Origin of the sequence: Bradyrhizobium sp. OK095, from assembly GCF_900109945.1 — a bacterium.
Lineage (GTDB): Bacteria > Pseudomonadota > Alphaproteobacteria > Rhizobiales > Xanthobacteraceae > Bradyrhizobium.
This window is the reverse complement of record NZ_FOBX01000008.1, coordinates 294,592-316,867: the sequence shown is the minus strand read 5'-3', so window position 1 is coordinate 316,867 and position 22,276 is coordinate 294,592. Positions and strand designations below refer to the sequence as shown.

Here is a 22,276-nt window from a genome sequence, read left to right as displayed (position 1 = left end):
CGGGCTACTCCGGGACTACCCTTTGCCATTCCGTTGGGAACACCTAGATTGCGTTTTGCATTGCGTTTTGACGGCGGATGCGCCAACGACGTCAAGAGCCCGTATCCTGTGAGGCCGACCTGATGAGCACGCTTCTCCTCTCCCACAAGGCCTGCCTCGACCACGTCACGCCGCCGGGACATCCTGAAAGGCCGGATCGCCTGCGCGCGGTGGAAGAAGCGCTGTCGCATGAGCGCTTCCAGTTCCTGGCGCGTGACCTGGCGCCGGAAGGCGATCTCGATCTCGTCACGCTGTGCCACAACGAGCATTACGTCACCGAGCTCCGCCACATCGCACCGACCAGCGGTCAGGTCTATGTCGACGGCGACACCTCGATGTCCCCCGGAACGTGGGAAGCGGTGATGCGCGGCGTCGGCGGCGCGGTCGCGGCGACCGAAGCGGTGATGAATGGCGAGCATCGCAACGCCTTTGTCGCGGTGCGCCCGCCCGGACATCATGCCGAGATCGGCAAGCCGATGGGCTTCTGCTTCTTCGACAATGTCGCGATCGCCGCGCGCCACGCGCAGCGCAAATACGGCATCACGCGCGCGGCCATCGTCGATTTCGACGTGCATCACGGCAACGGCACCCAGGACATCTTCTGGTCGGACCCGACCGTGATGTATTGCTCGACACATCAGATGCCGCTGTTTCCGGGCACCGGCGCGACGGGCGAGCGCGGCGACCACGACACCATCGTCAACGCACCACTCGCTTCCGAGGACGGCGGCCCCGAATTCCGCTCCGCGTTCGAGAATCTGATCCTGCCGCAGCTCGAAAAATTCAGCCCCGAGCTTCTCATCATCTCGGCCGGCTTCGATGCCCATTATCGCGATCCGCTGGCCTCGCTGAATTTGCGCGCCGAGGACTACACCTGGGTCACACGCAAGCTGATGGACCTCGCCGACAAGTCCGCTGGTGGCCGCGTTGTGTCCGTGCTCGAGGGCGGCTATGACCTGCAGGGATTGAAAGAATCTGTTACGGCGCATGTCGGCGCCCTGATGGGTGCCTGACGACGCCCGCCACATTAAGCCCGCAAAACCCGCCTTCTCTCCTGGGAATGCGAATCGGGCAATCGGAAACTTATATGGCCGAAAATACCCAAGTCGACGTTGGCAAGCTCACCTTCGAGCGCGCGATCGAGGAACTCGAGACGATCGTGAAGCGGCTCGAAGACGGCAAGGTGCCGCTCGAGGAATCCGTGACGATCTACGAGCGCGGCGAGGCGCTCAAGCGCCGCTGCGAGGAATTGCTGCGTCAGGCCGAAGCCCGCGTCGACAAGATCACCACCGATGCCAGCGGTCAGGCCACCGGCACTGCGCCGCTCGACGTCCAGTAAGCCGCCCGTTGCGAGCATCGGCCCGCCGCAATTTTTCATGATGGCACGATGCTGATTCCGCTTATGGGACCACGTCGCCAGGGCACAAGGTTCCGGGAACTCACGCGCGAGGGCCTCCCGCCCTCTTAAATCCGTCCAAAAAGGCCTTCCTCCCGCTCAAAATCCTGCCAAGGAACCGGGCAAGACTGGAACCTCCTCGCCGGCGCCACGGTTAACCAATCTGGCCCGCGGGTTGCACGTGCATGGCCGTAATCGGTCCGGCGGGTTGGCTTTGGCCCAAGCTTTGGTGTAAAGCTGCCCGGAGCGTGGCTTTTTGTTAGCCTTGCGTGGGCACCGATTACCAACGACAAGCGCTTCAAATTGCTGATGAAATTGGCTGGGACGGACGAAGCCGATCTAAGTGATAGGGATCACAGAGACTGAACCGGAGCGCACTTAAGCTCACCTAAGCTTGAAGACGGGGCTTTGCCCCATGCAGGTGGCTCCGACGGTTTTAGGACTCGCGCTGCGCCGATATTGTGCAAACCCATCGCGCACCGGAATGACTTTCCGGCGCTGACAAATTGGAAATCGCTGTGAACGAATACAGTAAAACGCCGCTTCTCGACACCATCCGGACGCCGGACGACCTGCGCAAGCTCAAGGTCGAGCAGGTTCGCCAGGTCGCCGACGAGCTGCGACAGGAGACCATCGATGCCGTCTCGGTGACCGGCGGTCACTTCGGCGCGGGTCTCGGCGTGGTCGAGCTCACCACCGCGATCCATTACGTCTTCGACACGCCGCGCGACCGGCTGATCTGGGATGTCGGCCATCAAGCCTATCCGCACAAGATCCTCACCGGCCGGCGCGATCGCATCCGCACGCTGCGCACCGGCGGCGGCCTGTCCGGCTTCACCAAGCGCAGCGAGAGCGATTACGATCCGTTCGGCGCCGCGCATTCCTCGACCTCGATTTCCGCCGGCCTCGGCATGGCGGTCGCGCGCGACCTCGCGGGCGGCAAGAACAACGTTATCGCGGTGATCGGTGACGGCGCGATGTCGGCGGGCATGGCCTATGAGGCCATGAACAACGCAGGTGCGATGAACTCGCGCCTGATCGTCATCCTCAACGACAACGATATGTCGATCGCGCCGCCGGTCGGCGCCATGAGCGCCTATCTGTCGCGCCTCTACTCCGGCAAGACCTATCGCACGCTGCGCGATGCGGCCAAGCAGATCAACAAGCGCCTGCCCAAGATCCTCGCCAACCGCGCCAACCGCGTCGAGGAATATTCACGCGGCTTCATGATGGACGGCGGCACGCTGTTCGAGGAGCTCGGCTTCTATTACGTCGGCCCGATCGACGGCCATAACCTCGACCATCTCCTGCCCGTGCTGAAGAACGTACGCGACATGGAGACCGGCCCGATCCTGGTCCACGTCGTGACGCAGAAGGGCAAGGGCTATGGCCCGGCGGAAGCATCCGCCGACAAGTACCACGCCGTCGTCAAATTCGACGTCGCGACCGGTACCCAGGCCAAGTCCAAGCCGAACGCGCCGGCCTACCAGAACGTGTTCGGCCAGAGCCTCGTCAAGGAAGCCGAGAAGGACGACAAGATCGTCGCCATCACCGCGGCGATGCCGTCGGGCACCGGCGTCGACATCTTCAACAAGGCCTTCCCGGACCGCACCTTCGACGTCGGCATCGCCGAGCAGCATGCGGTGACCTTCGCCGCCGGTCTTGCGACCGAAGGCTACAAGCCGTTCTGCGCGATCTACTCGACCTTCCTCCAGCGCGGCTACGACCAGATCGTGCATGACGTCGCGATCCAGAACCTGCCGGTGCGCTTTGCCATCGACCGCGCTGGCCTCGTCGGCGCCGACGGTGCGACCCATGCCGGCTCGTTCGACAACGCCTATCTCGGCTGTCTGCCGAACATGGTGATCATGGCTGCGGCCGACGAATCCGATCTCGTGCACATGGTCGCAACCCAGGTCGCGATCAACGACCGCCCGAGCGCGCTGCGCTATCCGCGCGGCGAAGGCCGCGGCATCGAGATGCCCGAAATCGGCATCCCCCTCGAGATCGGCAAGGGCCGCATGATCCGCCAGGGCAGCAAGATCGCCCTGCTCTCCTTCGGCACGCGCCTCGCCGAATGCGAGAAGGCGGCCGACGAGCTCGCCGCCCACGGCCTCTCCACCTCGATTGCGGACGCGCGCTTCATGAAGCCGCTCGACACCGAGCTGGTGCTCAAGCTCGCCCGCGACCACGACGTCCTGATCACGGTCGAAGAAGGCTCGGTCGGCGGCTTCGGCTCGCATGTCGCGCAGTTCCTGACCGACCAGGGCGTGCTCGACACCGGCATGGTCAGGTTCCGCACCATGGTGCTGCCCGACGTGTTCCAGGACCACGACACGCCGGCCGCGATGTACGGCCGCGCCGGTCTCGACGCCAAGGGCATCGTCGCCAAGGTGTTCGAAGCGCTGGGCAAGGACGTCAAGACCGAGACGGTCAAGCTCGCCTGAGGGCGAGCTTCGACCTTCGGCGAGATAGCGCGACGTCATGAAAATCTATCTGGCAGGGCCCGACGTGTTCCTGCCGGATGCGGTTGAGATCGGCCGGCAGAAGGTGGCGATCTGCGCCGCGCATGGCCTCACCGGCCTCTATCCCCTCGACAACACCATCGACCTCATCGCGCCCGACGCCTCGCGGCAGATCTTCTGCGCTAACGAGGCGATGATGGATGCGGCCGACGCCATCATTGCGAACCTCACTCCGTTCCGCGGCGCCGGCGCCGATCCCGGCACCGTCTACGAGCTCGGCTACATGGCCGGCCGCCGCAAGTTTTGTCTGGCCTATTCCAACGATCCCGCCACCTATGCCGACCGCGTCACGCGCTTCATGAACGTGACCTCCGAGGACGGCCGGCTGGTCGATGCGCAGGGGCTGACGGTCGAGGATTTCGGCCTCGTCGACAACCTCATGATGATCCATGCACTGGAGCTGCACGGCTGCCCGCTGGTGACGCCGGCCACGATGCCGATCGATGTCTGGCATGATCTCGCCGCGTTCGAGGCTTGCGTCCGGATGGCGGCCGCGCGATTGATCGCACCATAAGCTTCAGTCGTCCCCGGAGAGATGATGTCCCCTGCCCGCAAACGCGCGGATGTTCTGCTGGTCGAGCGCGGCCTGTTCGAGAGCCGGGCGCGGGCGCGCGCGGCCATCGAGGCCGGGCTCGTCACCGCCGACGACAAGCAGGTCGCAAAACCGTCGGAGACGATCGCCGAGGACGCGGTGATCCAGGCCGAGCCCGCGCACCCTTACGTCTCGCGCGGCGGCGTCAAGCTCGCCGCCGCGCTGGAGCGCTACCCCATCGAGATCGAGGACCATGTCTGCCTCGACGTCGGTGCCTCCACCGGTGGCTTCACCGAGGTGCTGCTGGCGAACGGCGCGAGCCTGGTGTTCGCCATCGACGTCGGCACCAGCCAGCTGCATCCCTCGCTGCGCGGTCATCCAAAAATCGTGTCGATGGAAGAGACCGACATCCGCGCCTATGACGGCAAGCGGCTGCCGGCGCGGCCCGATATCGTCGTCATCGATGTCAGCTTCATCTCGCTGAAGATCGTGCTGCCCGTGGCGCTGTCGCTGGCGGCAGCACCCATGAGCCTGCTGGCGCTGATCAAGCCGCAATTCGAGGCCGAACGGAAGCACAACAAGAAGGGCATCATCCGCGACGCCGCCGTGCATCAGGCGATCTGCGATGACATCGCGGCGTTCGCGACCTCGCTCGGCTGCACCGACATCGAAATGTTCCCCTCGCCGATCACGGGCGGTGACGGCAATATCGAATTCTTCCTGGGGGCGCGCCGTGGTTGAACGCCTGACGATCGATCACATCGGCCATCGCGGCGACGGCGTCTCGCTTGCTGCGGGCGATGCGGTCTATGTGCCCTACACGCTTGGCGGCGAGACCGTCGAGGTCGATCATGTCGCCGGCAACCATCCCGACCGCCGCAAGCTGCTCGCGGTGGATATCGCAAGTCCGGAGCGCATCACACCGTTTTGTCCGCATTTCGGCGTCTGCGGCGGCTGCGCGATCCAGCACTGGGCCGCCGAGCCGTATCACGCCTGGAAGCGCAACATCGTGGTCGAGACATTGGCGCAGGCCGGCATCGATTGCGAGGTGGCGCCGCTGGTCGATGCCCATGGTGCGGGCCGCAGGCGCGTCACGCTGCACGGCCGCTTCGGCTCGCATGACGTGCTCAAGGTCGGCTTTTCGGCGGCGGGCTCGCACGATGTCATCCCGATCCACCGCTGCCCGATCCTCGATCCCGCGCTCGACGGTGCGCTCGAGGCCGCCTGGGCGCTTGCCGAACCGCTGACGTCGAAAATGCCGGTAACGAAGCCGCTGGATATCCAGGTCACCGCCACCGCGACCGGCCTCGATATCGACGTGCGCGGCTCCGGCCCGCTGCCGACACGGCTGATCACCGCGCTCTCGCGCGTCGCCGAGCAGCACCGCCTGGCGCGGCTGACCCGGCACGGCGAGCTGGTGCTGCAACGCCTGCCGCCGACGGTGCAGATGGGACGTGCCGAGGTGACGCTGCCGCCCGGCTCGTTCCTGCAGGCAACCATCGCAGGTGAGGAGACGCTCTCCGCGCTTGTCACGGAACGCATCGGCAAGGCCAAGGAGGTTCTCGACCTCTTCTGCGGCGTCGGGCCGTTCGCGCTACGGCTCGCCGAGAAGGCCCGTGTCGCCGCCTATGACAACGACGCCGGCGCAGTCGTGGCGCTGGCGAAAGCTGCGCGCACACCGGGGCTGAAGCCGATCAAGGCCGAGCCGCGCGACCTGTTCCGCCGCCCATTGGTACCGCCGGAGCTGCGCGATTTCGACGCCGTGGTTTTCGATCCCCCGCGTCAGGGCGCGCAGGCGCAGGCGCTCAAACTCGCGGCCAGCAAAGTGCCTGTGGTGGTCGCGGTGTCCTGCAACGTCGCGACGTTCGCCCGCGACGCACGGCTGCTCATTGACGGCGGTTACAAGATCGACGCAGTGGTGCCCGTGGACCAATTTCGACATACGCCACATGTGGAATTGGTGGCGCGCTTTACGCGCTAAAGCGCGATGAGATCGGGATGAATCGTCATCGCGCTTTAGATTTTTGTTTGCGCATGATCTTTTCGGAAAACCGCTTCGCACTTTTCCGGATCATGCTTTAGCGCCGCAGCCCGCTCAACGCCGGCGACTCGCCGGGCAGCATGTTTGATTTGATATCGCTATCCATGCGGCCGGAGTCCTGCTGGGTGAACCCGGCGCCGAACGATAGGCTGAGGTTGGACGTCGGCTTGAACTCGACACCCGCGAACGCGCCATAGCCGGGCGCGGCACCCGAGGTGAGCGGCGCGAGCGAGCTGCCGATGCCGTCACCGTATTTCTGTGAGTTGAAACCGGCAAAGAACGTGACGGGCATGCCGCTCGCGGTCTTGGTGTTGTAACCGAACTGCGTGCTGTCATAAGAGAGCGCGGTGAAATTGCCGGCTGATGCGGTCTGGCTCAGCCCGCCGAAACCGAGGCTGCCGCGTTGGCTTCCGACGAAGAAGCCGGGACGAAAATCGTAGCCTCCATTGGCATCACCGGCCTTGAAGCTCGGAAAATTGCCGTAGCTGTCGACGCTCTGGACGGCGCCGCCGCCAAAGCCGAAAGGCCCGCCCGGGACCCAATATTGCAGGGGCGAGACCTGCGCACGCGCCGGCGCTCCGCCGAGGCAGAGCAGCGCGAAGAGAGTTGCGAGACCGCAGAAACGTGCAAGGCTGGGCATTCGGGTGACCGTCGGCATGGTCCGTGAATTATACGCGACCGACGTCGCGAATGCCAGCGGAGCCGGCACCGGGCATTGCTTCACGCGGTTCCAGCATGCGCGCCCGAGGTCTTGCACACGTTGCGCCGCCACGTAAGCTGGCGATCGAGCAAGGCGGCGTCAGTCCGCCGGAATGGGAGGATGATCATGAAATATCTTGGATTGGCGCTGGCTGCGCTGTTCGCTCTGACGATCTCGGGCGTCGGCCGCGCGGCTGAGCCGACCCGCTTCGTGCCGCTGAAGCCGGACGAGCTCACGCCGCCGCAGAAGGAATGGGCGGATGCGATCGCCGTGCCCCCGCGCAACGCCAAATTCACCAACCCGCCCTATCGCGCCTATATCCGCAATCCCGAGCTGGCGCCAAAGCTCTCGGCGATGTCGGACTATCTGCGCTGGAATTCGTCACTGCCGGCACGCCTCAGCGAATTCGCTATCCTGATCACCGCAAGGCAGTGGACGGCGCAGTATGAATGGTTCGCGCATTATCCGCTGGCGATGAAGGCCGGGCTCGATCCGCAAGTTGCCAAGGACGTCGCGAACGGCGTGCGGCCGCAGGCGATGAAGGATGACGAGGCCGCCCTCTATGATCTCGCGATGGGGCTCTATCGCGACAAGAAGGTGTCCGACGACATCTACCGCGCGGCACAGCAAAAATTCGGCGAGCGCGGCATCATGGATATCATCGGCCTGATCGGCTATTACGACCTGGTCTCGATGACGCTGATCACCATGCAGGCCGAAGCGCCAAACGACAGCGTGCCGCCGTTGCCGCCGCTCGCGGCCAAATAGCGGCTTATCCTCATGCCACACGACCCGCTGCTCGCCCGCCTCACCTCCGTTCTCGCCGAGGTTCCGGGCGTTCAGGCCGTCGTGCTCGGCGGCTCGCGTGCGCGTGGCAGCGCACATCCCACGTCCGACTACGACATCGGGCTGTATTACTCCCGGGCCGGTGACCTCGATACGGATCGACTCCTGACTGTCGTGAAGGAAATCGCCGACGATCCCGGCGCCACGACCGTGACAAAGACTAACGAATGGGGATCGTGGATCAACGGCGGTGCTTGGCTGTCGGTCAAGGGACAAAAGGTCGACCTGCTGTACCGTCACGCCGACGACGTCGCGCGTGTCATGGGGGCCTGCAAGTTGGGGATAGCCGTCACGACCTACCAGCCTGGCCATCCGCACGGCTTCTGCTCGGCAATCTGGATGGGCGAGATCGCGTACTGTCAGCCTCTGCACGATCCGCTGGGCCTGATCGCTCGGCTCAAATCAATCGCGCTACCTTATCCGCAGATCCTCGGCGACACCCTGATCCGGCGCTTTCAGTGGGAGATCCTATTCAGCATCGAGAATGCCGAGCTCGCGGCCGCACGCAACGAGCGGACCCATTTCGCGGGCTGTCTCTACAGATCGCTCGCCTGCATCGCCCAGGTGTTGTTTGCACTGAACGGTCGATATCTCATCAATGAAAAGGGCGCGCTCCAGGAGGCCGCCCGCTTCCCACTCATGATTCCAGATCTGGTAGAGCAGTCCGACGAAATCTGGCGGCTAATCGGTGATGGCGGTTTCGCACAGGCCTGCGTGATCCTGCGGCAAGTCGACCAGCAACTGAAGGTGTTGACGCAATCCGGCGGGACGCGGCCGTGAGCGGCTACGCCGTCACGTCCACCGAGGACGACGAATCCGCGGGCGGGTATTTCGTCACGTCCACCGAGAACGATTTCGTGCCGACCTGGTAGATGACCTTGCCGTTCTTTCCGTCGTTCGTCGCAATCTGCGACTGTCCGAACATGATGACGTTCTTGTAGACGATGCCGGTGCCCTGGCGCGTGATACCGTCGGTGGTGACGCTGACCTGGGCTTCGTTGCCGTTGACGGCGAGAACACGGAAGCTCGCGCTCTTGCCGTTGTCCGCGGAATAGCCTCCCCAGCTTCCCAGCAGGTTGCTGTCGGAAGCCGGCGGCGCCTGCTTGTCCAAGGTCGCGGCCTGCTTGCCGGCGCCCGCGGAGGACAACAGCACCAGGCTCTTGCCGTCCTTGGTGCCGACCGTGATGTTGCCGAAGGTGATAAGCGCGCCACTGACCTGGCCAAAACCGCGCTCTGTATGCCCATTATGGGTGTACTCAACCTGTGCCCGGGCACCGCGGATGTTCACGACCTTGAAGCCGACGGGTTGGTTGTTGCCTGCCCAATTGCCCTTCCATTCACCGACCAGATTGCTCAGGTGATAGACCCGCTCATTGGCGGGCGAAATCTGGCTGGTGCTCGATGAGATGGCGGCCATTGGATTGCTCGGCGGACGGGTCGGATCAACCCGCCTTCGTTCGTTTCCCGGTCAGCAATTTATAGGCACCGACAGGAAACAGACAGAAACAATCGGATTAGGACCACGCCGTGGTTAACGAGCGGTTAAATTCAACCGCCGGGCGAGCCGAGGCAAACGGTCTCACTCGCGGGTAACGCACCTAATTCTTTACGCGAACCGGTATCCACTTCGCTCGAAAACGCTTCAGCGCCCCCAACGGTCCGACCATATCTTCTCGCCGATCATGCAACTGACCCGCGGCTCCTTGTCCTTGTCGGCAACCCGCATCACCGGACGTTCAGGCATGCGGCCTGCAACCTCCATCAGGAGCTTGGTGCGGATCGCCTCCTTGAATTTGTCGCGATCCTTGATCGTGATGACGAAGGAGCCGGGTCCGCCGACGACGCAGTCCTCGTAGTAATAGTCTAGATTGTCGATATCCATGGTCGAATAGGACGGCTCCTTGACCATGATCGGCAGGCCGTTGATGACGATGCCCTTCTCGAGCGCCGCGTCGCGCGCCATGGTGACCGGCCCGCCATTGTTGTTGGGACCGTCGCCGGAAATGTCGATCACGCGGCGCAAGCCCCGATAGGGATCCTCGTCGAACAGCGGCATCGCGAAATTGATCGCGCCGGAGATCGACGTGCGCGAAGCGCGCCGGATCGGAGTCTTCAAGATTTCGGCGGCGACCGCATCCGCCGTCTCCGGTCCGTCGATCAGCCGCCAGGGGATGATGATCTTCTGGTCGGTGGAGGCGGCCCATTCGAAATAGGTCACCGCGATCCGGCCGTTCGGGCCGAGCTTCAGCGCCTGCAGGAACTCCTTCGACTGGATCGCCTGCGCATAGCCTTCGCGCTGGATCGCGAGCTCGTCCATATCCATGGAGTAGGACACGTCGACGGCGAGGACGAGTTCGACATCGACCGTCTGTGCGTCCCTGTCGATCGCCAGCCGCTGCGGCTGCGGCTGATTTTTGGGTGACTCAAATTTGGGCCCTGGTGCCGCGATGCCCGCGACGTCCCCTCCGGCAAACATGCCGGCCACAAGCACAGCCCCGATCGAGAACAGCATGCGCATCGCAGTCTCCCGTCGTATCGCGCGATGGTGACATGCAATCGCCTTGCCGCAAAGTGCCAAGATCGCTTGCGCTTCACATTCGAGTGCATCGCTGCCGCCATATCGCCACGGTCGCGCCGTCCGAACGCGCGCGATGTGGAGACGCTCCCCCGCCCACTTGTCCGCTGCGATTTCCATGCTAGGCTGGACGCACAGACGGGGATGGAGTCCCCCGAGAACCGCCCGGCGGACTTGTAACCGTAGTGGGCTGATGACTCCTGCTTGAGGTGGGGCAATCATTGAGCCTCTGCCTTTGGCGGGAGCATGGACAAACCCGCCGATGGCGGGTTTTTTGTTGCCTGAAGACGAAGGACAGGACGTGACGACGACACCGAATGCTGCACGCAGCGGGCTGCCCCGGGGGATCTGGGTACTCGGCTTCGTCTCGATGCTGATGGACATCTCCTCCGAGATGATCCACGCACTGCTGCCGGTCTATCTCGTCACCGTGCTCGGAGCCTCGACACTCACGGTCGGCTTCATCGAAGGCATTGCGGAGGCGACCGCCTCGATCACAAAAATCTTCTCCGGTGCGTTGTCCGACTGGCTCGGCCGCCGCAAGCTGCTCGCAGCGCTCGGCTACGGGCTGGCCGCGCTGACAAAACCGCTGTTCCCACTCGCGCCCAGTGTCGGATGGCTGGTGGCGGCGCGCTTCATCGACCGTGTCGGCAAGGGCATCCGCGGCGCACCGCGCGATGCGCTGATCGCCGATATCGCCCCGGTCGGCCTGCGCGGCGCCAGCTTCGGCCTGCGGCAATCGCTCGACACCATCGGCGCATTCACCGGGCCGCTCGTGGCGATCGGCCTGATGTGGTGGACGGCGGATAATTTTACCGCGGTATTCTGGGTGGCGGTGCTGCCGGCCTTCCTGTCGTTCGGCTTGATCGCGTTCGCGGTGAGCGAGCCGGAGCCGGACCCAGGCCGGGAGCCCGCGAAGAATCCGCTGAACAGCGCCGCGATGCGGCGGCTCGGACCCGTGTACTGGCGCGTCGTCGCGGTTGGAATCGTCTTCACGCTCGCGCGCTTCAGCGAAGCCTTCTTGATCCTGCGCGCGCAGAACATCGGCCTCTCCGCCATGTGGGTGCCGGCGGTGCTGGTGCTGATGAACATCACTTACGCGCTGTCGGCCTATCCGGCCGGCGTGCTGTCGGACCGGATCAACCGGAGCGGCCTGCTCGCGCTCGGCCTCGTCTTTCTCGCCGGCGCCGATCTCGCGCTCGCGCTGCTGCCGAGCCTTGGCGGCCTTGCGCTCGGCGTCGTGTTGTGGGGGCTGCATATGGGATTGACGCAAGGCCTGCTCTCGGCCTTGGTCGCCGACGCCGCGCCGCCGGGCCTGCGCGGCACCGCCTTCGGCTATTTCAACCTGTTCACGGGCCTTGCCTTGCTGGCCGCGAGCGTGATTGCCGGCGCGCTATGGGATAGCTATGGGCCGGCCGGCACGTTCCTCGCCGGGCTCGGCTTCGCGCTGGTCGCTTTGGTGGGGCTACTCGCCGTCGGCAACGGGCTGGCAGCGGAAGGCAAATGAGGATGGGAGGTCGTTCGCCGTGCTGAACGGAGTGATCGCAATCGTGGTGGGCAGCGTGCTGGGCGGCTGTGCGCGCTACTTCGTCTCGGGCACGATCGCGCGGCGCCTGGGCGAGACCTTTCCGTGGGGCACCATGACCATCAACGTCACCGGCGCCTTCCTGATCGGGGTATTCGGCGCGTTGGCAACCCATCCCGGCTCGGTCTTCGCCTCGCCCAATCCGTGGCTGTTCGCAGTGACCGGCTTCCTCGGCTGCTACACCACGGTGTCCTCGTTCAGCCTGCAAACGCTGACGCTCGCCCGCAACGGCGAGCCGATGCATGCGCTCGGCAATGTCGCCTTCTCGGTCGGGCTGTGCCTCGCCGCCGTCAGTTGCGGCTTCTTCCTCGCCGACAGTCTTGCCCACAGTCTTGGAGGCTAGAGGCCGATGAACTCTCCCTCCTCCGCCGCCGACCGCTGGCACAGCGCGATGCTCTATGCCTGGATTTCCGCAGGCAGCATCGCCGGCGGCCTCACGCGCTATCTGGCCGGGCTCGCGCTCGATACCGGTCCAGGCTTTCCCTTTGCGACACTGTTCATCAACGCCACCGGCTCGCTGATCATCGGCTTCTATGCGACGCTGACCGGCCCGGACGGTCGCGTGCTGGCGCGGCCCGAACACCGGCAATTCGTCATGACCGGATTCTGCGGCGGCTACACGACCTTCTCGGCCTTCAGCCTGGAAACCTTCCGCCTGTTCCATGGCGGCATGAAATACACCGCGCTGGCCTATGTCGCGTCCTCCGTCGTCTGCTGGCTGGTGTCGGTGTGGGCCGGCCATATGATGGCGAGCCGCTACAACCGGTTGACAAGGAGCTGACCATGCAAATTCCCAATCAGGCTGTTTCGCTCCGTATCTTCATCGGCGAAAGCGATCATTTCGACGGCAAGCCGCTTTATGAAGCGATCGTGCTGAAGGCGCGCGAGCTGCACCTCGCCGGCGCCACCGTGCTGCGCGGACCGATGGGCTTCGGCAAGTCGAGCCGGCTGCACACCTCGAAAATCCTGCGGCTTTCGGAAGACCTGCCGCTGTTGATCGAGATCGTCGACAGCGAGCACAACATCAACGCATTCCTGCCCATCCTGGACGGCATGATGTCGAGCGGGCTGATCACCTTGGAGAAGGTGCAAGTCCTGCAGTATGGTGAGAAGACCGCGAGCTGACCGCTCCGGCGGGGAACCAAGCCCGCCGTGTCCAGGAGGCGGAATGAACGACACCGTCATCAAGCCGAAAACCAGGACCAAGACCAAGGTCGAGCGTCCGAAGCTGCACAAGGTCATCCTGATCAACGACGACTTCACGCCGCGTGAGTTCGTCACGATGATCCTCAAGGCCGAGTTCCGCATGACCGAGGATCAGGCCTACAAGGTCATGATCACCGCGCACAAGTTAGGGGCCTGCGTGGTCGCCGTCTTCACCAAGGACGTCGCCGAGACCAAGGCGACGCGTGCCACTGACGCCGCCCGCACCAAAGGTTATCCGCTCCTGTTCACGACCGAGCCGGAGGAATAGCGGCGGGCTGCTCCCGAGCCGCCTTGCGACTTGTCATGATGATCTAACCGCAAGTTACTTTAGGTTGGCAAAGACCTTGCTGAACTCCGGAAGCTGCAGCCTTCGCTTCTCCTCCTGATATTCAGATTCAGTGAAGGGGCCGCTCACGGAAACCCGCACCGCAACGTCCCATTCATTTGGCTTGCGCGAGATATAGTAGAACTCCGTGACCGAGCGGTCCGGCGGCTTTCCCCATTTCCATGGATGGCGAGCGAACACGATGTAATGGGCGTTCGCGCCGGCCTGAAAGACCGTAGGCTCCGGGAGGCCGTCGCCAACACAACTCCCATCCGTGCCGACGGAGCGGCAAAGCGTCATGTCTTCATCCGTGTCGATGGCGACCAGACGATAGGGTCCGTCAATCGCCTCGTCCTGAACAAACCCGCAAGCTGCCGAACACAGGAAGAGTGCCAAGCATGCCGATCGCTTCACATGCGGAATCATGCATCGACTTTCACGCCATCACCACTGGCGTCTCTTCCGCGAGCCCGTACACAAGCTGGGCCCTGGAAAATCCCGCGATTGGAAATTCGCCGAGCTCGCGCCAGTCGTGGCGGCAGGCGTTCGCGAAAACTTCCGAGACCACGACGGTTCGTCCCAGCCGTCCGGCGATCTTCTCAAGCCGCGCCGCGAGATTGACGGCCGGCCCGATGCAGGTGAAGTCGAGCCGGTTGCCGCCGCCGATATTGCCGTAGAGGATGTTGCCGACATGCAGCGCGACGCCGAAACGGAAGCGCTCAATGACGTCGCCGACCGGAAAGGCGAGCGCCTCGACGCTGGCGCGAGATTCGCGCGCGGCTTCCAGCACGCGCGCGCAGACATGGGCGGCATCGCCGACATATTCGTCGATCGGGAACACCGCGAGCAGACCGTCGCCCATGAACTTCAGCACCTCGCCGCCATGGCCCCGGATCGCGGTGACCTGGCAGTCGAAATACTGGTTGAGGATCTCGACCACGGTCTCGGCCGGCAGCCGATCCGACAGCGCGGTGAAGCCGCGCAGATCGGAGAGCCAGATCGCAGCCTGCAAGGTGTCATTGTGGCCGCGGCGAATCTGGCCGCCGAGGATGCGCGCACCGGCGCGGTTGCCGACATAGGTGTCGAGCAGCATCTCGGCAGTGCGGCGCAGACTGATGATCTCGGCAACGCGCGCGAGAGGCGTCACGATGGAGCGGATCGCCGCGACGTCGTCCTCGCTGAAACCGCCGGAACGCCGCGTGACCCAGCTCGTCGCGTGGATCGAGCCGTCGAGATAATGCATCGGCATCGCGAGATAGTCGGTCACGCCTTCGGCACGCATGTCGTCGAGGAACGGAAACCGCTTGCTGTCGGGATCGTCCATCCGTCCACGGACCTCCAGCCCCTCCTCGAACACGATGCGGAGCGGGCTCTTGGCGAATTCGGGCGTCTCCAGGATCGCGAAATCGACGGTGCCGATCTCGACCTTCTGGCCTTCCCGCCAGATGAAGTTGCGGCCGAAGATTTCAGGATGCAGCGTGCGGATGAAGATGCCGAACCGCGACAGCGGCAGGCCGGCCGCGACCAGATGCTCGCAGACGTCGGCAATCATTTCGGACGGGGTCCCCGACGACCTCGCGCCGTCGATCAGCCAGTTGGTGATGCGCTGGATCTCGGAGTTTTGCATGTCCGCATTTGCGGACGAAGTTTTGGGGACGTCAAGCTGCGGTAGCGCTAGTACCGCGACAGAAGCGCCGCGCTAGCGCCCGACCTGCCCGCGATCCCGAATGAAATGATCAGCCAGCACGCAGGCCATCATGGCTTCGCCCACCGGGACTGCGCGGATGCCGACGCAGGGGTCGTGGCGGCCTTTTGTCATGATCTCGGTATCGGCGCCGTTGCGATCGACGGTGAGGCGCGGCTGGAGGATCGACGAGGTCGGCTTCACCGCGAAACGCACCACCACCGGCTGTCCCGTGGAGATGCCGCCCAGCACGCCGCCGGCATGGTTGGAGAGGAAGCGCGTGCCGTCATTGCCGGTGCGCATCTCGTCGGCGTTCTCTTCGCCGGTCAACTCTGCCGCGCCGAAGCCGGCGCCGATCTCGACGCCCTTCACGGCGTTGATGGTCATCATCGCGCCCGCGAGATCAGAATCCAGTTTTGCGTAGATCGGTGCGCCGAGGCCCGCCGGCACGCCTTCGGCGACGATTTCGACCACAGCGCCGATCGAGGAGCCGCTCTTGCGGATGCCATCGAGATAGGTCTCGAAGAACGCGGCCTTGTCCTTGTCCGGACAGAAGAACGGATTTTTCGCAATCTCGTCCCAGTCCCACTTCGCGCGGTCGATCTTGTGCGGGCCGATCTGCACCAGCGCGCCGCGCACCCTCACGTCGGGCAGCACTTTTCGCGCAATGGCGCCGGCGGCAACGCGCGTTGCCGTCTCGCGCGCCGAGGAGCGGCCGCCGCCGCGATAGTCGCGCAGTCCGTACTTCGCCTCGTAGGTGAAGTCGGCATGGCCGGGACGAAACTTGTCCTTGATCTCGGAATAGTCCTTCGAGCGCTGGTCGGTGTTCTCGATCAGGAGCCCGATCGGGGTGCCCGTCGTCACCTGCACGCCGGTCTCGGGGTGCGCCATCACGCCGGAGAGGATTTTCACCTGGTCCAGCTCCTGGCGCTGGGTGGTGAAGCGCGACTGGCCGGGCCGGCGGCGGTCGAGATCGCTCTGGATATCGGCCTCGGTGAGCGGGATCATCGGCGGACAGCCATCGACCACGCAGCCGATCGCCACCCCGTGGCTCTCGCCGAAGGTGGTGACACGGAACATGTGGCCGAAGGTGTTGAAGGACATACCGGACCGTCGCCTAGCGCTGACTTTTTACACAAACGTTGTATGTCAACGTCGTAGCGCCGAGCAACACTGGGTTCAACCCTAGTTCCGTCATTCCGGGGCGCCGCAGGCGAACCCGGAATAACAGGGGATCGGCTTAGCTAAACTTCTCCAGCCGCCCCTCGCGGAACACGTAGACGGCGCCCTGCTCGATATAGAGCTCGGCGGCGCTGGCGGGGGTCTCGATGCCGAGCGAAACCATCAGAGCCCGGCAGGTGCCGCCGTGGGCGACTGCGACGGTGTCGGTCCGGAGCTGGTCGTACCAGGCGCGCACGCGGACCTGCACATCGGCGTAGGTCTCCCCGCCCGCAGGCCCCACCGTCCATTTGTCGGCGAGGCGTCTCGCATAGATTTCGGGATCGGTCGCCTCGCTCTCGGCCAGCGTCAGCCCTTCCCAGGCGCCGTAGCCGATCTCGCGCAGGCGATCGTCCAGCGCATAATCCGCGACCGGTAATTCGAGCTTGCCGCGCGCGAGTTCCATGGTCATGCGCGCACGGCCGAGCGGGCTCGACACATAGGGCAGCGCCGCCTTGTCGCGGCCGTCGCGCTTGAACAGATCAGCCAGCACGCCGCCGGCCTGCACGGCCTGGCTGCGCCCACGCGCGTTCAGCGGAATGTCCTTGGTGCCCTGAAGCCTGCCGAGCGCATTCCACTCGGTCTCGCCGTGACGAAGGTAATAGATCGTGGGCACGGGCATTCCAGTCCAGGGCTAGTCCTTGCTGCCGAACGAGATGTCCGGCGCGTCGGGACGCTTCATACCCAGCACATGGTAGCCGGAATCGACGTGATGCACCTCGCCGGTGACGCCGCGCGAGAGGTCGGAGAGGAAATACAGCGCGCTGCCGCCGACGTCTTCGGTCGAGACGTTGCGCCGCAGCGGCGCGTTGTTCTCGTTCCACTTCAGGATATAGCGGAAGTCACCGATGCCGGACGCGGCAAGCGTCTTGATGGGACCTGCCGAGATCGCATTGACGCGGATGTTCTTCTCGCCGAGATCGGCGGCGAGATAGCGCACGCTGGCCTCTAACGCCGCCTTCGCAACGCCCATCACGTTGTAATGCGGCATCCACTTCTCGGCGCCGTAATAGCTGAGCGTGATCAGCGAGCCACCGTCGGTCATCAGCTTCTCGGCGCGCTGCGCCACGGCCGTGAACGAGTAGCAGGAGATCAGCATCGACTTGGAAAAATTCTCCGGCGTCGTGTCGACGTAGCGGCCGTCGAGCTGCTCGCCATAAGCGATCGCATGCACCAGGAAATCGATCTTGCCCCACTTCTCCTTCAGCACCGCGAAGGCGGCATCGATGGTCGCGGCATCGGTGACGTCGCAATGGCCGAGCACGAGGCCGCCGATCTCGGCCGCGAGCGGCTCGACGCGCTTCTTCAGCGCATCGCCCTGATAGGTGAAGGCAATCTCGGCGCCTGCCGCGTGGCATGCCTTGGCGATGCCCCAGGCGATCGAGCGGTTGTTGGCAAGACCGAGGATGATCCCGCGCTTACCCTGCATCAGACCTGAATTCTGCGCCATTTTGCTAACGTCCCGTCGAGCTCTCGTTGAGGTCTGGAGGTACACCAGCCCTCCCCTGCGGTACAGTCCTAATACACGGCGTTAACGCTGTTTCGAGCGCCGGAATAGCCGTTCCATTCGGGTGTTATGATCATTGTGGCGCTTGCGCCGAACGGCAGGACATCAAAGACGGCATGAGTGCGTTTCGCCAAAGTGTGGAAGCCATGATCCCGGCGTTGCGCCGCTACGCCCGCGCGCTCACGCGCGACGCGGATGCGGCCGACGATCTGGTGCAGGACACGCTGGTGCGTGCGCTACGCTCGGAGCGATTGTTTCTCGGAGGCGACGTCAGGAGCTGGCTCTATACGATCCTGACCAACCTCAACAAGAACCGGCGGCGCTCGCTGGCAAGGCGCCCGCAATTCATGCAGCTGACGGAGAACAACCCGGATGCCAGCGGCACCGAAGCCGAGGGACGCGACATCGAGAGGGCGCTCTCGACGCTCGTCGAGGAGCAACGCTCGGTGCTGCTGCTGGTGATGCTGGAGGGCATGAGCTACCGCGAGGTCGCCGACATCCAGGGCGTGCCGATCGGCACGGTGATGTCGCGCCTGGCACGGGCGAGAGCCCACGTTAAAGCCTCGCTGGAAGGTGAGCGCCCGGCGCTCAAACGGGTGAAATGATGGCAGGGTTGATGCATCGCGCGTGCTGCATCCGCTGCACGGAGAGAGAAGCAGCGCAGTTGAACCGCGTCAGATTTTTTGGGCCGCAGAGCCAGAGACGACCGATATGAACGACCGCAATATTCCGATTACCGAAGACGAGCTGCACGCCTATGTCGACGGCGAGCTGCCGGCCGAGCGCCGCGCCGACGTCGAGGCCTGGCTTGCCGCCCACCCCGAAGATGCCGAGCGGGTGCAGTCCTGGCGCGCCATGGCCGAGATGCTGCATGCGCGCTACGACAGTGTCGCCCAGGAGCCGGTGCCGGCCCGGCTGGAGCTCGAGCGGCTGGAGCGCCGCCCCCGGCAATGGCTCTATGGTGCCGCAGCTGCTGTGCTGGTCGCCTTCGTCGCCGGCGGCACCGCCGGCTGGGTGGGGCATGGCGCCGCCAACGCCCCCTCCACCTTTCAGAGCTTTACGACGGACGCGCTCGACGCCCACCGCCTCTACGTCGTCGAGGTCCGCCACCCCGTCGAGGTCGGCGGCAACGAGCGCGACCACCTTCAGGCCTGGCTGACCCGGCGCTGCGGCTGGACCGTGTTCGCGCCGAATTTGGAGGCGAGCGGGCTGAAGCTGGTCGGTGGCCGGCTGTTGCCGGGACCGAGCGGGCCGGCGTCCTTCCTGATGTATGAGGGCGCCTCGGGCGAGCGGTATACGATCTACACCGCCAAGACCGAGAATGGTGCAACGCAGATGCGGTACGCGAAAACGGACAAGGACGGCGCATTGTTCTGGGCCGAGCGCGGCGTCGGCTACGTCGTCAGCGGCAGCGACCGCGAGCGGCTGACCAAGGTGGCGCAGGCGGTGTACGACCAGGCAGAGAAAAACGGCGGCTAAACAACCGCACAGAACGCGGTGCCTCGATTCCGTCATTGAAAATTTGGAATCAAGACATGGGCGCGTCTCATTATCGCACCGGGTGATCACGCGATTATGAGCGGCGTTCGATCCGCCGATCGACGCGGGCGGCCTCGATTGGGGTTTTTGGTACCGCGCTGGTCCCCCTCTCGAGGCCGCACCTTTTTATCGGCTGCCCCGCCGGACAGCCGATACGTCGAGCGTCGAAGCGCTACCACGCTTCACGTGTATGATGAGCATCATCCTGCCGGGAGAATGCTCAGCCTTTAGGAGAAACCCCTTCAGTTCGATCTCGCCCTAACCAAGCCCGCTACGTGGATTGTAGGGGTGCTGGTCCCGCCACTTCTCCATCAATGCCTCAAGCTCGGCGTCGTTCCCGTCCGGTAGCATAATCCTGATGGCGACGAAGAGATCCCCGGTTCCGCCCGTTTTCGGCAAGCCCTTACCTTTGAGACGGAAGGTCCGGCCGCTGGAGGTGTTTTTCGGGACCGACAGCTCCACGATATTGCCAAGGGTGGGCACGCGAACCTTGCCGCCGAGCACCGCCTCGTAGAGCGTGATCGGCAGATCGATCCGCAGGTCGGCGCCTTCGACCTTGAAGAACGGGTGCGGCGCAATGCTGATGGTGATCAGGAGATCGCCGGGCGGATGGCCCTGGGCGCTCTCGCCCTGCCCCCTCAGCCGGATCTGCTGGGCTTCCGCCACGCCGGCCGGAATCTTGACGTTGAGCTCCTTGCCGTTCGGCAGCCGGACGCGCTTCTCGCCACCCTTGACCGACTCTTCCAGCGAGACGGACATGGCGACGTTGACGTCGAGATCCAGCCCGACCCCGCCAGTATCGAATTCGAACTGGGGATTGCCGCCGGCCCCGGGTCGCGCGCCGCGCACCCCACCGCCGAACATGCTGTTGAGGATGTCCTCGAACCCGCCCGTGCCCTGGCCTGGGCCCGCGCCACCGCCGCGGAACGTATAGTTCTCGAAGCCGCCGGGACCCGCGCGCCCACGCGGCCCGCCGCCGCCCGGATGGCCTTGGAAGCGCGGCTTGCCGTCGGCACCGATCTCGCCGCGGTCGAACTGCTTGCGCTTGTCCTCGTCGCCGATGATCTCGTTCGCCGAATTGATCTCGGAGAAGTGGTCGGCGGCCTTCGGGTCGTCCTTGTTGCTGTCGGGATGGTGCTTCTTGGCGAGCTTGCGATAGGCACTCTTGATCGCGGCAGCGTTGGCGCTCCGCGGCACCCCCAAGACCTCATAGGGGTCGCGCATCCGTCACGTCTCCTTCAAGGAATCGAATTGTTCAAAGGGCTCCCCGCCCCACCTGCAAACCATGTGGGGTTGGAGTGGCATTTTTGCAACTAGTCGAGTGAAGCGATTCTCTACGTTTGGAGCATGATCTTATCGGAAAACCGGTTCCACTTTTCCGGATCATGCTCAGCTCCGCCACGGCTTTAGCGTATGAATCTCCCAACGGCCACGGCTGCTTTGGCATCCGGCGCCCTGGAGCCAGCTTTCGGTGCTGCCGTTGACATAGCTCGCCAGGAAATCGCGGCATTTGCGGCCATCCTCGGCGGCATAGGATTGCGCGATCGGCGTGACCGAGCCCCGCGCTCCGGTTTCCGGATTTTCCCAGTGCTGGCTGGCATCCTTGTCGCCCTTGCTCAGCACGTCGGAGGCGGCGTTGCGGGCGAAGGCGAGATCGGTCTCGGTCGGTGCGGCCTCCTTGGCCGGTCGCGCGATCGAACCGGTGAGGTCGCTGTCGTCGGCCTTGGCATAGGCGTTGGTGTCGTTGCGGGAAAAGCTGCAACCGCCGGAGCCAAGTCCGATCAGAATCATCGTCATGACAAAGCCGGACGGGCGGATCGCCGATAGGCCAACGCACCCCCATGCCCTATATAGGGCGGTAGCGGACAACAACGCGTTTTGGGCCGCGGGACGCAACTCGGACTCCAGACATGACCGACACGACCTCGATGAAACACCAGACACCCTTAACATCCGGTGATTTCACCGCCGCTGACGAGCCATTTGCGCTGTTCGAGGCCTGGCTGAACGAGGCGATCAAGAGCGAGCCGAACGATCCGAACGCCATGGCTCTCGCAACGGTCGACGCGGACGGCCTTCCGGACGTGCGCATGGTGCTGATGAAGGGCTTCGATACCGAGGGTTTCGTCTTCTACAGCCACATCGCCAGCCAAAAGGGCCGCGAACTCGCCGCAAATCCTAAGGCCGCGTTACTTTTTCACTGGAAGTCGCTGCGCCGTCAGGTCCGCATCCGCGGCAACGTGACGCCGGTGACCGAAGCCGAGGCCGATTCCTATTTCGCGACCCGCCCCAAGCAGGCGCAGATCGGCGCCTGGGCGAGCAAGCAGTCCGAGGCGCTGGAGAGCCGCTTCGCCTTCGAGCAAGCCATTGCGAAGGTTGCGGCCAAGCACATCATCGGCGAGGTGCCGCGGCCGCCGGGCTGGAGCGGCTGGCGCATCACGCCGGCGCGTATCGAGTTCTGGCATGACCGCCCATTCCGCCTGCACGACCGCATCGAATTTCGCCGTGACGCGGCTGGCCAACCGTGGTCCAAGACGCGGATGTATCCCTAAAGCTTT

General features: G+C 64.3%; 26 protein-coding genes and 1 riboswitch. Of the genes, 16 read left to right on the top strand and 10 right to left on the bottom strand.

From position 1 onward, the window contains the following. Positions 1-122: 122 nt before the first annotated feature. The 6 genes from BMW89_RS22705 to BMW89_RS22680 all read left to right on the top strand — a co-directional run bounded on the left by BMW89_RS22705 (position 123) and on the right by BMW89_RS22680 (position 6,473). On the top strand, positions 123-1,052 hold the full coding sequence (locus BMW89_RS22705; protein WP_092029223.1) for a histone deacetylase family protein: 930 nt from the start codon (positions 123-125) through the stop codon (positions 1,050-1,052). A 74-nt stretch (positions 1,053-1,126) separates the two neighbouring features. Next, positions 1,127-1,378: an exodeoxyribonuclease VII small subunit gene (locus BMW89_RS22700; protein WP_092029222.1), complete on the top strand. Its 252-nt coding sequence runs from the start codon at positions 1,127-1,129 to the stop codon at positions 1,376-1,378. 575 nt (positions 1,379-1,953) lie between these two features. Next, positions 1,954-3,882: a 1-deoxy-D-xylulose-5-phosphate synthase gene (gene dxs / locus BMW89_RS22695; RefSeq protein ID WP_092029339.1), complete on the top strand. Its 1,929-nt coding sequence runs from the start codon at positions 1,954-1,956 to the stop codon at positions 3,880-3,882. Between the two features lie 37 nt (positions 3,883-3,919). Then, positions 3,920-4,474: a nucleoside 2-deoxyribosyltransferase gene (locus tag BMW89_RS22690; protein WP_092029221.1), complete on the top strand. Its 555-nt coding sequence runs from the start codon at positions 3,920-3,922 to the stop codon at positions 4,472-4,474. Between the two features lie 24 nt (positions 4,475-4,498). Next, positions 4,499-5,233 (top strand): TlyA family RNA methyltransferase, encoded by a 735-nt coding sequence (locus tag BMW89_RS22685; RefSeq protein WP_177196246.1) that lies wholly within the window; start codon positions 4,499-4,501, stop codon positions 5,231-5,233. Continuing rightward, positions 5,226-6,473, top strand: a complete 1,248-nt coding sequence (locus tag BMW89_RS22680) for a class I SAM-dependent RNA methyltransferase (protein WP_092029219.1) — start codon at positions 5,226-5,228, stop codon at positions 6,471-6,473. Before BMW89_RS22685 ends, BMW89_RS22680 begins: the two co-directional genes overlap by 8 nt. 97 nt (positions 6,474-6,570) lie before the next feature. Here the strand turns inward: BMW89_RS22680 and BMW89_RS22675 are convergent, their stop codons facing one another. After that, complete coding sequence (locus BMW89_RS22675; protein ID WP_092029338.1) at positions 6,571-7,173, bottom strand: hypothetical protein; 603 nt, start codon at positions 7,171-7,173, stop codon at positions 6,571-6,573. A 186-nt stretch (positions 7,174-7,359) separates the two neighbouring features. Between BMW89_RS22675 and BMW89_RS22670 the strand changes: the two genes are divergently transcribed. Beyond that, positions 7,360-8,001, top strand: a complete 642-nt coding sequence (locus BMW89_RS22670; RefSeq protein ID WP_244547652.1) for a carboxymuconolactone decarboxylase family protein — start codon at positions 7,360-7,362, stop codon at positions 7,999-8,001. Positions 8,002-8,013: 12 nt separating this feature from the next. Beyond that, positions 8,014-8,859, top strand: a complete 846-nt coding sequence (locus tag BMW89_RS22665; RefSeq protein ID WP_092029217.1) for a nucleotidyltransferase domain-containing protein — start codon at positions 8,014-8,016, stop codon at positions 8,857-8,859. 4 nt (positions 8,860-8,863) lie between these two features. On the opposite strand, the gene BMW89_RS22660 is transcribed toward BMW89_RS22665, so the two are convergent. Both BMW89_RS22660 and BMW89_RS22655 read right to left on the bottom strand, forming a co-directional pair. Beyond that, complete coding sequence (locus BMW89_RS22660) at positions 8,864-9,496, bottom strand: hypothetical protein (protein WP_092029216.1); 633 nt, start codon at positions 9,494-9,496, stop codon at positions 8,864-8,866. Positions 9,497-9,721: 225 nt separating this feature from the next. Then, the gene (locus BMW89_RS22655) at positions 9,722-10,597 is read right to left on the bottom strand and encodes a DUF1194 domain-containing protein (RefSeq protein WP_092029215.1); all 876 of its coding nucleotides are present in this window, start codon (positions 10,595-10,597) and stop codon (positions 9,722-9,724) included. Positions 10,598-10,785: 188 nt separating this feature from the next. After that, positions 10,786-10,864: riboswitch (Fluoride riboswitch) on the top strand. A 52-nt stretch (positions 10,865-10,916) separates the two neighbouring features. Between BMW89_RS22655 and BMW89_RS22650 the strand changes: the two genes are divergently transcribed. Genes BMW89_RS22650 through clpS form a run of 5 tightly spaced genes read left to right on the top strand, consistent with a single transcriptional unit; the run spans position 10,917 to position 13,713 of the window. Continuing rightward, complete coding sequence (locus tag BMW89_RS22650; RefSeq protein ID WP_092029214.1) at positions 10,917-12,161, top strand: MFS transporter; 1,245 nt, start codon at positions 10,917-10,919, stop codon at positions 12,159-12,161. A gap of 19 nt (positions 12,162-12,180) precedes the next feature. Beyond that, on the top strand, positions 12,181-12,582 hold the full coding sequence (gene crcB / locus BMW89_RS22645) for a fluoride efflux transporter CrcB (protein WP_092029213.1): 402 nt from the start codon (positions 12,181-12,183) through the stop codon (positions 12,580-12,582). 6 nt (positions 12,583-12,588) lie between these two features. Then, positions 12,589-13,020, top strand: coding sequence for a CrcB family protein (locus BMW89_RS22640; RefSeq protein WP_092029212.1), 432 nt, complete (start codon positions 12,589-12,591; stop codon positions 13,018-13,020). A 2-nt stretch (positions 13,021-13,022) separates the two neighbouring features. Continuing rightward, positions 13,023-13,364, top strand: coding sequence for a DUF190 domain-containing protein (locus tag BMW89_RS22635; protein WP_092029211.1), 342 nt, complete (start codon positions 13,023-13,025; stop codon positions 13,362-13,364). A gap of 43 nt (positions 13,365-13,407) precedes the next feature. Further along, positions 13,408-13,713 (top strand): ATP-dependent Clp protease adapter ClpS, encoded by a 306-nt coding sequence (gene clpS / locus BMW89_RS22630; protein WP_092029210.1) that lies wholly within the window; start codon positions 13,408-13,410, stop codon positions 13,711-13,713. Positions 13,714-13,767: 54 nt separating this feature from the next. Here the strand turns inward: clpS and BMW89_RS22625 are convergent, their stop codons facing one another. The 5 genes from BMW89_RS22625 to fabI form a co-directional block, all read right to left on the bottom strand. Next, positions 13,768-14,166, bottom strand: a complete 399-nt coding sequence (locus BMW89_RS22625) for a hypothetical protein (protein WP_092029209.1) — start codon at positions 14,164-14,166, stop codon at positions 13,768-13,770. A 40-nt stretch (positions 14,167-14,206) separates the two neighbouring features. Beyond that, positions 14,207-15,397 (bottom strand): adenylate/guanylate cyclase domain-containing protein, encoded by a 1,191-nt coding sequence (locus tag BMW89_RS22620; RefSeq protein WP_092029208.1) that lies wholly within the window; start codon positions 15,395-15,397, stop codon positions 14,207-14,209. 72 nt (positions 15,398-15,469) lie between these two features. After that, entirely contained in the window at positions 15,470-16,558 is a 1,089-nt protein-coding gene (gene aroC / locus BMW89_RS22615; protein ID WP_092029207.1) for a chorismate synthase, read from the bottom strand. A 136-nt stretch (positions 16,559-16,694) separates the two neighbouring features. Continuing rightward, positions 16,695-17,294, bottom strand: a complete 600-nt coding sequence (locus BMW89_RS22610; RefSeq protein ID WP_092029206.1) for a histidine phosphatase family protein — start codon at positions 17,292-17,294, stop codon at positions 16,695-16,697. A gap of 12 nt (positions 17,295-17,306) precedes the next feature. Further along, positions 17,307-18,122, bottom strand: a complete 816-nt coding sequence (gene fabI, locus BMW89_RS22605; protein ID WP_092029205.1) for an enoyl-ACP reductase FabI — start codon at positions 18,120-18,122, stop codon at positions 17,307-17,309. A gap of 173 nt (positions 18,123-18,295) precedes the next feature. Between fabI and BMW89_RS22600 the strand changes: the two genes are divergently transcribed. Both BMW89_RS22600 and BMW89_RS22595 read left to right on the top strand, forming a co-directional pair. Continuing rightward, a complete protein-coding gene (locus BMW89_RS22600; protein ID WP_092029204.1) occupies positions 18,296-18,784 on the top strand; it encodes a sigma-70 family RNA polymerase sigma factor in 489 nt (162 codons plus the stop codon). A 106-nt stretch (positions 18,785-18,890) separates the two neighbouring features. Next, the gene (locus BMW89_RS22595; RefSeq protein ID WP_092029203.1) at positions 18,891-19,658 is read left to right on the top strand and encodes an anti-sigma factor family protein; all 768 of its coding nucleotides are present in this window, start codon (positions 18,891-18,893) and stop codon (positions 19,656-19,658) included. 318 nt (positions 19,659-19,976) lie between these two features. On the opposite strand, the gene BMW89_RS22590 is transcribed toward BMW89_RS22595, so the two are convergent. Further along, positions 19,977-20,942 carry a DnaJ C-terminal domain-containing protein gene (locus BMW89_RS22590; protein ID WP_092029202.1) on the bottom strand — a complete coding sequence of 322 codons (966 nt, stop codon included), beginning with the start codon at positions 20,940-20,942 and terminating at the stop codon, positions 19,977-19,979. 165 nt (positions 20,943-21,107) lie between these two features. Further along, a complete protein-coding gene (locus BMW89_RS22585; protein ID WP_177196245.1) occupies positions 21,108-21,515 on the bottom strand; it encodes an RT0821/Lpp0805 family surface protein in 408 nt (135 codons plus the stop codon). 113 nt (positions 21,516-21,628) lie between these two features. On the opposite strand from BMW89_RS22585, the gene pdxH reads away from it, so the two are divergent. Next, positions 21,629-22,270, top strand: a complete 642-nt coding sequence (gene pdxH / locus BMW89_RS22580) for a pyridoxamine 5'-phosphate oxidase (protein ID WP_092029201.1) — start codon at positions 21,629-21,631, stop codon at positions 22,268-22,270. The last annotated feature ends 6 nt before the right edge of the window (positions 22,271-22,276 follow it).